The following is a 9,880-nucleotide window of genomic DNA, read 5'->3' as shown; positions in this document are numbered from 1 at the left end:
GGATTGTCATTTCACCGCCTTTTTACGGCGGATGACTGTGTTGAATATGCCCGCCAGTACGGCGGTGTCAGTCAGCCGCAAACGCTGGTAACCGCAGAAGAGATCGGCGATGGCAATCTGAATCTGGTGTTTAAAATTAAAGATGAAGCGGGCATCAGCCGGGTGATTGTTAAACAGGCGCTGCCCTACGTACGCTGTGTCGGGGAATCCTGGCCGCTGACGCTCGACCGCGCCCGTATTGAGGCCGAAACGTTGCTGACGCACGCGCGTTTTTGTCCGCAACATACCGTGACCGTGCTATATCACGATCCCGAACTGGCGGTGATGGTTCAGGAAGATCTCTCCGATCATCGCATCTGGCGCAGCGAGTTGATCAAGGGAGTGGATTATCCTCAGGCGGCGGCGCAGTTAGGGGAATATCTGGCACAAACGTTATTCCATACTTCTGATTTCTATCAGCATCCGCATGAGAAGAAAGCAGCGGTAAGCCAGTTTACCAACCCTGAACTGTGCCAGATTACCGAAGACCTTTTCTTTACCGACCCCTATATCGATCACGAAAGAAATCAGTTTGATGCGGCGTTGACACCGGATGTGCAGGCATTGCGTGACGATCGGGCGCTGAAGCTGGCGGTTGCTGGGCTTAAGCACCGCTTCCTAAGCAAAGCTGAAGCGCTGCTGCACGGCGACATCCACAGCGGATCGATCTTTGTGGCGGAAGGGCGCTTAAAGGCGATTGACGCTGAATTCGGTTTCTATGGGCCGGTTGGTTTTGACGTTGGCACCGCCATTGGCAACCTGCTGCTGAATTATTGTGGCCTGCCGGGGCTGCTGTCCCCGCGTGAGGCGGCGGCTGGGCGTGAACGACGTCTGGAAGATATTCGTGCGCTTTGGCAGACCTTTTCTGCACGTTTCCTGGCACTGAGCGAAAGTGACAGCCGCGAGCCGGCGCTGGCGGAATCGGGTTATGCCGCGCTGTTTTTACAGCAGGTTTGGCTGGATGCTATCGGATACTGTGGAACTGAACTGATTCGCCGCACGATTGGGCTGGCGCACGTTGCCGATCTTGATAGCATTCAGGAGACGGATGCCCGTCTGGCGTGTCAGCGTCATGCTCTTTCGCTGGGCAGGACGTTGGTGCTGGCAGCTCCGCATATTGCCGATGTGGATGCACTACTGGCGCGTGTACGGCAGAGTGGGGCTTAATAATTAGTTAGCCACACAATTTCAAGACCCGCTCCCGTCAACGAACCGGATGGGAGCGGCAATCCTATGATGTTTTATCTCTATTTCTTCCCTTTATTCATCATGGCCTGTAAATCCGCAAAAGGATTATGCGTGGCAACTCCAACATCCTTCTGCGCATCTTCACCTGCAACGACGGTCGAACCGTACATATCTGCATCGGTATATTTCGAATGCTCATTGTCGTGACAGTAGAGGCACAGCATTTCCCAGTTACTGCCGTCTTCCGGGTTATTGCCGTGATCGTGATCGATGTGGTGAACGGTCAATTCACGCAGGTTGGAATAGACGAATTCGCGTGAACAACGACCACACACCCACGGGAAAAGTTTGAGCGCTTTTTCGCGGTAGCCGCTTTCAAGTCTGGCGTAGTTCTTGGGGATGTAAGCCATGTGTAGGGTTTCATTCAGAAGAAAAGATGGCATCGATTTTACAACTGATGAACGTGTAAAGAAAGGAACAGGCCGCCATATTGACGGCCTGATTCTATTTATGCCGCTTCGGTTTTTCTTTCTGGCTGTGTTACGGACGCGGGATTGTTGGCGGCCAGCGCGTCGAACGCAAAGTCATCCACATTAATAGAACGTAAGCGGCTGGCTTCGGCTTTGGTCAGAATACCCGCTTCTTCTGCGGTAATCTGACCTTCGATCAGCGCTTGCTCTGCCAGTTGATCCAATCGCATGAACGGCAGCGGTTTATCGCTGGCCTTCGACAGGCGTTGGTAAATCGGCTCGGCTGCGATGATATCCCGCAATGCTTCTTCCAGCAGCCCGACAGGGTTGTGCTCACTGGCAACCAGATATTGGCCGCGTCCCAGACGACTACGCGTTTCTGATGGCGTTTGCAGAATCTTCGCGACCTCGTGATCGAGGCGATCAGACGGTGCAGGGCAACGCAGACCCAGCGGGAAGATAATGACGGTCAGCAACCCCGCCACGACGCGATTCGGGAAATTGCGCAGCAGATCGTCCAGTGCTTGCTCTGCCTGATGCAGGCTATCCTGCACGCCCCAGTGCACCAGCGGTAGATCCGCTTTCTGGCGACCTTCATCCTCATAGCGTTTCAGCGTCGCAGAGGCTAAATAGAGCTGGCTGAGAATATCGCCTAAACGTGCCGAGATACGCTCACGACGCTTCAGGCTACCGCCCAGTACCGCCATCGATACATCAGACAGCAGTGCCAGATTCGCACTGAGGCGGTTGAGTTGTTGATAGTAGCGACGCGTTTTGTCGTTTACCGGCGCACGGCTTAGCAGGCCGTTGGTCAGGCCGAGCCAGAAGCTACGCACCTTATTGCTGCCAACGTGGCCAATGTGTCCAACCAGTGCACGGTCAAAGCGCGATACATCGTTGTCCTGCGCGGCTGCCATTTCTTCCAGTACATAAGGATGACAGCGGATTGCACCCTGGCCGAAGATAATCATACTGCGCGTCAGGATGTTTGCCCCTTCCACGGTGATGGCAATCGGTGCGCCCTGATAGCTGCGCGCCAGAAAGTTGGACGGGCCGAGACAGATGCCTTTACCGCCAGCGATATCCATCGCATCCAGCACGCTGCGCTGACCGCGGTGGGTACAGTGATATTTGACGATAGCGGAAAGCACAGCTGGTTTTTCACCCTGCATGATGCCGCTGGTAATCAGCGTCGCAGCAGCGTCCATCACGTAAGCATTACCTGCGATGCGTGCCAGCGGTTCTTCGATGCCTTCCATCTTACCGATAGAGATTTTGAACTGGCGGCGAATGTGGGCGTAAGCACCAATGCCGAGGGCAATCGACTTCAGCCCGCCGGTGGAATTGGACGGTAACGTAATGCCGCGCCCCACTGACAGGCACTCCATCAGCATACGCCAGCCCTGACCTGCCATCTTCGCACCACCAATGATGTAATCCAGCGGAACAAAAATGTTCTCACCCTGCGTTGGTCCATTTTGGAATGGAACGTTCAGCGGGAAATGGCGGCGGCCGATTTTAACGCCGTCAGTATCCGTCGGAATTAACGCACAGGTAATCCCTACGTCGTCTTGATCGCCTAACAGGTGATCGGGATCGTACAGCTTAAAGGCCAACCCGAGCACGGTGGCGACGGGCGCGAGTGTGATATAGCGTTTATTCCAGGTCAGGCGCATACCTACGACCTGTTCCCCGTGCCAGTTGCCGTAGCAGACAATGCCGGTATCGGGAATTGAACCTGCATCAGATCCCGCTTCTGGGCTGGTCAGCGCAAAGCAGGGAACTTCCTGACCGCGTGCCAGACGTGGCAGGTAGTGATCTTTTTGCGCTTCCGTACCGTAGTGTTGCAGCAGTTCGCCGGGGCCGAGTGAGTTAGGAACACCGACGGTGATCGCCACAATACTGGAGACGCCCGACAGTTTTTGCAGCACCTGTGCTTGTGCATAAGCGGAGAATTCCAGACCGCCGTATTGCTTTTTGATGATCATGGCGAAGAAGCGGTGTTCTTTTAAAAATGCCCACAGCTCCGGTGGAATATCGGCGCGTTCGTGGGTGATTTCAAAGTCGTTGGCCATTCGACAGGCTTCTTCAACTGGCCCGTCGATAAACGCCTGCTCTTCAGCCGTCAGTTGCGGGCGCGGGTAGTTATGCAATTTTTTCCAGTCCGGTACGCCGCGAAACAGATCGCCTTCCCACCAGGTTGTTCCGGCATCGATCGCTTCTTTTTCCGTGTTCGACATCGGCGGCATGACCTTCTGGAACATGCGCAGCGCGGAAGCGGAAACCAGCTTTTGACGCAGGGCGGGAACCGTAATCGGAATCAGCAGAATTACGAGCGGAATCATCAGCCAAACGGGCCACAGTAACATGGCGGACATGGCTGCGAAGTAGGCCAGCAGGATGGCGCTGCCGAGCAGCAGATTGAGCCGATGGTAAAACATCGCTCCGATGATAATCAGTAGGAGGAGGATACTGACAGCAACCATAACGTGTCTCCAGCATTGTGATCGAATTAAAGGTTCCTTCCCTCCACCGAGTATTGTGTGATAGTGGAAAGCGAGAACCGTTTCATCAGTGAAATAAGGCGTAAGAGGTCAATGTTGTAAGAGGTCTGACCTGTTGCTTATATTTGTTTTAGTTTATCTGATTATTTTTATCAATTCGTTTACATCATAATTACAACTCACTTCACAAACCGAACGGCCGTCACGCGTTTTCTGACGGGCATCAGCGATCCTCTCGATCCCGTGATTACGCGCTTCTCGCTGTTTGTTCAATCCGCTACACTGCATGCAGAAGATGATACTGTCACCAGACAAAATGAGAGGATTCCATGTATCAGGATTTAATCCGTAGTGAACTGAAAGAAGCGGCAGAAACACTGAATAATTTCTTGAGTGATGATGCGAACATTCAGTCGATTCAAAACGCTGCGGTACTGCTGGCTAACGCTTTTAAAGCGGGTGGTAAAGTGATTTCCTGCGGTAACGGTGGCTCACACTGTGACGCGATGCACTTTGCCGAAGAGCTGACGGGTCGTTACCGTGAGAATCGTCCGGGTTACCCAGCTATTGCGATCTCCGATCCAAGTCACCTGTCTTGTGTCAGCAACGATTTTGGCTACGATTTTGTCTTCTCCCGTTACGTTGAATCGCTGGGACGTGAAGGCGATGTGTTGCTGGGGATTTCCACTTCTGGTAATTCTGGCAATATCATTAAAGCCATTGCTGCGGCAAAAACGAAAGGCATGAAGGTCATTACGCTAACGGGGAAAGACGGCGGCAAAATGGCAGGATCGGCCGATGTGGAAATCCGTGTTCCGCACTTTGGTTATGCCGACCGTATTCAGGAAATCCATATCAAAGCGATTCACATCCTGATTCAACTGATTGAAAAAGAGATGGCGGATCAGTAAGCCGCATTAATACGCTCTAAAAGGGCAAGAAGGGAAGGGTAGGAAGTCAGATGTGTGAACTGCTGGGGATGAGCGCGAATGTACCGACGGATATCTGCTTTAGCTTTACCGGGCTGATACAACGCGGTGGGAACACCGGTCCGCACCGGGATGGCTGGGGGATTACCTTTTATGAAGGGAACGGCTGTCGTACGTTCAAAGATCCGCTGCCGAGCTATAACTCGCCGATTGCCCGGCTGGTGCAGGATTACCCGATCAAATCGTGTGCGGTGATTTCACATATTCGGCAGGCGAATCGCGGTGAGGTTTCGCTGGAAAATACCCATCCGTTTACTCGCGAGCTATGGGGGCGGAACTGGACGTACGCCCACAACGGGCAGCTTAAAGGCTACCACACCCTGAAAACGGGGATGTTTCGCCCTGTCGGCCAGACGGACAGCGAATTTGCCTTCTGCTGGCTGTTGTCCCAGCTGTCCGAGCGCTATCCACGCACGCCGGGTAACTGGCCTGCGGTATTCCGCTATATCGCTAAACAGGCGGATGTCTTGCGGGAGAAAGGCGTGTTTAACATGCTGCTGTCGGACGGGCGATTTGTGATGGGGTATTGCTCAACCAAACTCTACTGGATCACCCGCCGCGCGCCGTTTGGCAAAGCGACGCTGTTAGATCAGGATGTAGAGATTGATTTCCAGCAGCAGACTACGCCCAATGATGTCGTCACCGTGCTGGCGACGCAGCCGCTAACGGGCAACGAAACCTGGCATCAGATAATGCCAGGTGAATTCGTTCTATTTTGTTTCGGCGAGCGCATACTTTAAGGTTGGCTGGCTGGTCATCAGCGGTGGGTTAACGACGTATTGCCCGTTAAAAACCGTGATGGCCGGCGGCTGGTTGTGCTGATTAAAGTAAGCGTATCCCGGCTGAAGCTGTTTCCAGAAGCTGGCATAGGTAGAACTGCGGTGGCGCTGCATGTTCTGTTCCGTCATGCGGAACGGATAGATGGCGATATCAATTTTCGCCTGCCCGTGGCGTAGCGCCGCTTCTGCATAGCGATAAATCACATCCATATAGTTGTTAGTCATGGCATAGCAGCCAACCGACACACATTCACCGTGGATCATTAAATAGCGGCCAGAATATCCCTGTGATTTATCATAGTCGTTGGGAAAACCGATATTGATCGCGCGGTAATATTGGCTGTCTGGCTTGAGCTGGCGCAGATCGACCTGATAGAAACCTTCCGGGCTTTTTAAATCGCCTTCAACGCGTTTTGGCCCTAATCCACCCGAATATTTACAAATTGGATATTGTTCCAATAAACGATATTCGTTGCCGACTTTCGCATAGAGTTCGAATATTCGCTCTTCTTTAAAGATCTGAATATAGATCGGAGAGCCTAATAATTGCTGTTTTAATTCTTTTGCTATCGGCGCAAGCGGTGGTGCAGTCTCGCTGGCGGCGCTGGTAACAACAAGAGAAGGCAAAAAAAACAACATCGCAAACGACAGCGCGATTTTTTGCATTATGGTTCCTGATAATAAAATTGCCTGCTACACGCGGCATCCGCGTCGCGATACTGGTGCTTTAGCGAAAGCGTTGGGACAGCCGTTATCGTTCTGTATTTCGTCGCCAAATAGAGAACGACGAAAACGAAATCACATTATCATTGGTTTCATATTAATCAAGCGTTGAAAAGCGCTAGGAAATAACATTTACAAAAAACGGCCCGAAAGGATGCGGGCCGCCCAATTTGAGATCGTTTTTACGTCGTTAATTGCGGAGAAAAGCGTATTAGGCGCGGGTGGCTTCTATCATCATAATGTCGGTGACAAAGGAACCGTCTGCCTGTACGTCAAAATGCTGCGCCACCTCATCCGCCAGCGTTTTTTGCAACTCACGGATGGCGATAGCGAAATGTTCAGGCGTGCGCATACGTGCGATCCAACTGCTGAATTCCAGCGTCAACCTGTCGCTGGTAACATTGCGCACGGTAAACCCTGCTTCTGTAAACAGACTCAGCCATTCGCCCGGCGCGTAGTTGCGCACGTGCGACGTGTCGCGCAGCTTCTCTACCGTCTGCAAATAGATGTCCAACAACGGATGACCGGGCGAAACGACGTCCATCATGATCACGCGACCGCCCGGTTTCAGCACGCGCCGCATTTCACGTAACGCCTGCCCGACATCATGCCAGTGGTGTGCGGAATAACGGCTGATGATGATGTCCGCACTGCCGTTATCGAATGGTAAAGACTCGGCTACGCCTTGTTGAATGCGGATATTATTCAGCCCTTTTTGCTCTGCGGCCTGACTCACCACATCCAGCATTTGGGATGACAGGTCATAGGCGACAACCTCCGCCACGGCCTGTGCGGCGACGAAGCTGGCATGTCCGGCACCGCAGCCAACATCGATCACGCGTGCCTGCGGAAAAGGAGCCAATAACGCCGCCAGTTGGGTTAAATCTTTGCCCTGCGCGTGCACCGCGCTGGTCAGGTAGCTCTGCGCCTGTGAGCCGAACTGGTGTTCGACACGACGATTATGATTCTGTTTTTCTTCCATCATTGCTCCCGCTTTATCTGAGTTTTTTCGTTTCGTCATGGTTAAACGGCGGCGCGCCTGCCAGTAAAGAAGACCTTAGTCTGAGAACACTATAATCAGGGAAAAATACGGGTACAATATGAGCATTTATACGGGTATAAAATACTCCCTGTTTGATTAGCACATTTTTGCCGCTGTCATCGTAAGTCACTTGGATGAACAGAATGAAAAGGACACTGGGTTATGTCTGCAAATACGTTTATGTCTGCCAATTCTCTGAGTGGTCCAAAAGCGCTAGGCGCTTTCTTACGGGCGTTGCGTGAGCGGACAACGCCGGAAATGGTTGGTCTGCCTGCCTCTGGGCGGCGGCGCACCAATGGGTTACGCCGCGAAGAATTGGCGCAAATCGCCCGAATCAGCACCACTTGGTATACCTGGATTGAGCAGGGGCGTGATGTGTCCGCTTCGGCATCCGCGTTGACCCGTTTATCGCAGGCATTAAAACTGGAACCCGCCGAGCATGACTATCTTTTTAGTCTTGCTGGCGTGAAGGATCCTCAGAAGCAGAATAGGGCAACGTTGCTGGATGCACAGGTTGCCGCCAGCCTGCACCAGATTGCCTGCCCTGCGTATCTTCTGGATGGCTGCTGGAATATGCTCGCGTGGAATGCGCCGTCGGAACAGTTGTTTGCCGAGTGGTTGGGAAATGATCCCGAACCTAATCTGCTGCGTTTCATGTTTCTTAATCCATTAGCACGATCGCTGGTGGTGGACTGGCCGGAACGAGCAAAGCGGGTGGTGGCAGAGTTTCGTGCGGAATCAAGTTATTACGCGCCAACCGAGTCCGTTCGGCAAATCGTGATGGCGCTGTGTGAAGAAAGCCGCGAATTCAACCTTTGGTGGTCGCAGCAGGCTGTCACCGCCCGTGAAGGCGGCGAAAGACGTTTTCATCATCCTTTGCTTGGCGATGTGGCCTACCATCAACAGACTTTCCATCCTGCCGGTCATGGGGAAGTTAAGCTGGTGATGCTCATCATGCAGTAAACGCGGCAAGCATCGCGCAACTTGTCTACACTGACTTTGATCTGTATATTCATACAGTATTGTCAGAGGGCCAGTATGCGCAAAATCATTCATGTTGATATGGACTGCTTCTACGCAGCAATTGAGATGCGTGATAACCCGCGCCTGCGCGATATTCCTCTGGCGATTGGTGGAAGCGCCGATCGACGTGGCGTTATTAGTACCGCTAACTATCCTGCCCGACGCTACGGTGTCCGCAGCGCGATGGCGACCGCAACCGCTCTGCGCCTGTGTCCGCAGCTCACGTTGTTACCGGGGCGCATGGAGGTGTATAAGTCCACTTCGCGCCAGATCCGAGAAATTTTCGCCCGCTACACCTCACTGATCGAACCGCTTTCTCTGGATGAAGCCTATCTGGATGTTACCGATAGTCCGCACTGCAACGGTTCGGCAACGCGGATCGCCGAAGAAATCCGCCGAACGATTGCGCATGAACTGAATCTGACAGCCTCGGCAGGCATTGCGCCGATCAAGTTTCTGGCGAAGGTCGCGTCTGAGTTAAATAAGCCGAATGGACAATATGTAATTACACCGGAGCAGGTGGATGATTTCCTGCTCGCGCTGCCGCTGGAGAAGATTCCCGGCGTTGGAAAAGTGACGGCGAAACGGCTGGAAGAACGCGGTCTGCATACCTGTGCCGATGTGCGGGTATATGCGCTGGCGGATCTGCTCAAAGCATTCGGCAAGTTTGGCCGGGTGCTGTGGGAGCGATGTCAGGGGATTGACGATCGGCGGATTTCACCGGATCGGCTGAGGAAGTCGGTTGGGGTAGAGAAGACGCTGGCGCAGGATATCCACGATTGGGGTCAGTGTGAAAACCTGATAGAACAGCTTTATCAGGAGTTGGAAGTTCGTCTGAAACGGGTGAAACCCGATCTGCATATTGCGCGTCAGGGGGTAAAACTCAAGTTCGATGACTTTCAGCAAACGACGCAGGAACATGTGTGGCCGATGTTGAATAAACAGGATCTGTTGAAGCTGGCGCAACAAACCTGGCAGGAGCGGCGTAAATCCAGAGGCGTCCGGCTAGTTGGGCTACATGTGACGTTGCTCGACCCGCAAATTGAGCGACAGCTGGTCTTTGATTGGGGATAGTCGGGACAGACTGGGAATAAAAAGGCGACGGATATCCGTCGCCTTGGTT

9 protein-coding genes are annotated in these 9,880 nt (G+C 53.0%); 5 read left to right on the top strand and 4 right to left on the bottom strand.

Annotated elements, in window-relative coordinates; all coding sequences use genetic code 11:
• The first annotated feature begins 3 nt into the window (after nt 1-3).
• Nucleotides 4-1,206, top strand: coding sequence for an S-methyl-5-thioribose kinase (gene mtnK / locus A0G03_RS16230; RefSeq protein ID WP_101749524.1), 1,203 nt, complete (start codon nt 4-6; stop codon nt 1,204-1,206).
• A gap of 80 nt (nt 1,207-1,286) precedes the next feature.
• On the opposite strand, the gene yajD is transcribed toward mtnK, so the two are convergent.
• Complete coding sequence (gene yajD / locus A0G03_RS16225; protein ID WP_048261875.1) at nt 1,287-1,637, bottom strand: HNH nuclease YajD; 351 nt, start codon at nt 1,635-1,637, stop codon at nt 1,287-1,289.
• Nucleotides 1,638-1,735: 98 nt separating this feature from the next.
• Nucleotides 1,736-4,183: an acyl-CoA dehydrogenase FadE gene (gene fadE, locus A0G03_RS16220; RefSeq protein WP_048261872.1), complete on the bottom strand. Its 2,448-nt coding sequence runs from the start codon at nt 4,181-4,183 to the stop codon at nt 1,736-1,738.
• 347 nt (nt 4,184-4,530) lie between these two features.
• On the opposite strand from fadE, the gene lpcA reads away from it, so the two are divergent.
• Together lpcA and A0G03_RS16210 are read left to right on the top strand one after the other, a co-directional pair.
• Nucleotides 4,531-5,112: a D-sedoheptulose 7-phosphate isomerase gene (gene lpcA, locus A0G03_RS16215; RefSeq protein WP_048261870.1), complete on the top strand. Its 582-nt coding sequence runs from the start codon at nt 4,531-4,533 to the stop codon at nt 5,110-5,112.
• Nucleotides 5,113-5,162: 50 nt separating this feature from the next.
• Nucleotides 5,163-5,930, top strand: a complete 768-nt coding sequence (locus A0G03_RS16210) for a class II glutamine amidotransferase (protein ID WP_048261868.1) — start codon at nt 5,163-5,165, stop codon at nt 5,928-5,930.
• Here the strand turns inward: A0G03_RS16210 and dpaA are convergent.
• Both dpaA and A0G03_RS16200 read right to left on the bottom strand, forming a co-directional pair.
• Nucleotides 5,901-6,635 carry a peptidoglycan meso-diaminopimelic acid protein amidase gene (gene dpaA, locus A0G03_RS16205; RefSeq protein ID WP_048261866.1) on the bottom strand — a complete coding sequence of 245 codons (735 nt, stop codon included), beginning with the start codon at nt 6,633-6,635 and terminating at the stop codon, nt 5,901-5,903. The two genes, A0G03_RS16210 and dpaA, sit on opposite strands and share 30 nt — an antisense overlap.
• A 268-nt stretch (nt 6,636-6,903) precedes the next feature.
• Complete coding sequence (locus tag A0G03_RS16200; protein ID WP_048261865.1) at nt 6,904-7,674, bottom strand: class I SAM-dependent methyltransferase; 771 nt, start codon at nt 7,672-7,674, stop codon at nt 6,904-6,906.
• Between the two features lie 222 nt (nt 7,675-7,896).
• Between A0G03_RS16200 and A0G03_RS16195 the strand changes: the two genes are divergently transcribed.
• Nucleotides 7,897-8,697 (top strand): helix-turn-helix transcriptional regulator, encoded by an 801-nt coding sequence (locus A0G03_RS16195; RefSeq protein WP_048261862.1) that lies wholly within the window; start codon nt 7,897-7,899, stop codon nt 8,695-8,697.
• A gap of 75 nt (nt 8,698-8,772) precedes the next feature.
• Nucleotides 8,773-9,831, top strand: a complete 1,059-nt coding sequence (gene dinB, locus A0G03_RS16190) for a DNA polymerase IV (RefSeq protein WP_048261861.1) — start codon at nt 8,773-8,775, stop codon at nt 9,829-9,831.
• Nucleotides 9,832-9,880: the final 49 nt, after the last annotated feature.

This window comes from Pectobacterium peruviense, from assembly GCF_002847345.1.
GTDB classification, from domain to species: Bacteria; Pseudomonadota; Gammaproteobacteria; order Enterobacterales; family Enterobacteriaceae; genus Pectobacterium; species Pectobacterium peruviense.
The sequence above is the reverse complement of the archived record's forward strand: the minus strand, read 5'-3'. Positions and strand labels throughout refer to the sequence as shown.

What these genes read in the sequence shown, in the direction of transcription:
- yajD (WP_048261875.1), bottom strand. Translation starts at nt 1,637, where the DNA reads ATGGCTTACATCCCCAAGAACTACGCCAGACTTGAAAGCGGCTACCGC.
- fadE (WP_048261872.1), bottom strand. Translation starts at nt 4,183, where the DNA reads ATGGTTGCTGTCAGTATCCTCCTCCTACTGATTATCATCGGAGCGATG.
- lpcA (WP_048261870.1), top strand. Translation starts at nt 4,531, where the DNA reads ATGTATCAGGATTTAATCCGTAGTGAACTGAAAGAAGCGGCAGAAACA.
- A0G03_RS16210 (WP_048261868.1), top strand. Translation starts at nt 5,163, where the DNA reads ATGTGTGAACTGCTGGGGATGAGCGCGAATGTACCGACGGATATCTGC.
- dpaA (WP_048261866.1), bottom strand. Translation starts at nt 6,635, where the DNA reads ATGCAAAAAATCGCGCTGTCGTTTGCGATGTTGTTTTTTTTGCCTTCT.
- A0G03_RS16200 (WP_048261865.1), bottom strand. Translation starts at nt 7,674, where the DNA reads ATGGAAGAAAAACAGAATCATAATCGTCGTGTCGAACACCAGTTCGGC.
- A0G03_RS16195 (WP_048261862.1), top strand. Translation starts at nt 7,897, where the DNA reads ATGTCTGCAAATACGTTTATGTCTGCCAATTCTCTGAGTGGTCCAAAA.
- dinB (WP_048261861.1), top strand. Translation starts at nt 8,773, where the DNA reads ATGCGCAAAATCATTCATGTTGATATGGACTGCTTCTACGCAGCAATT.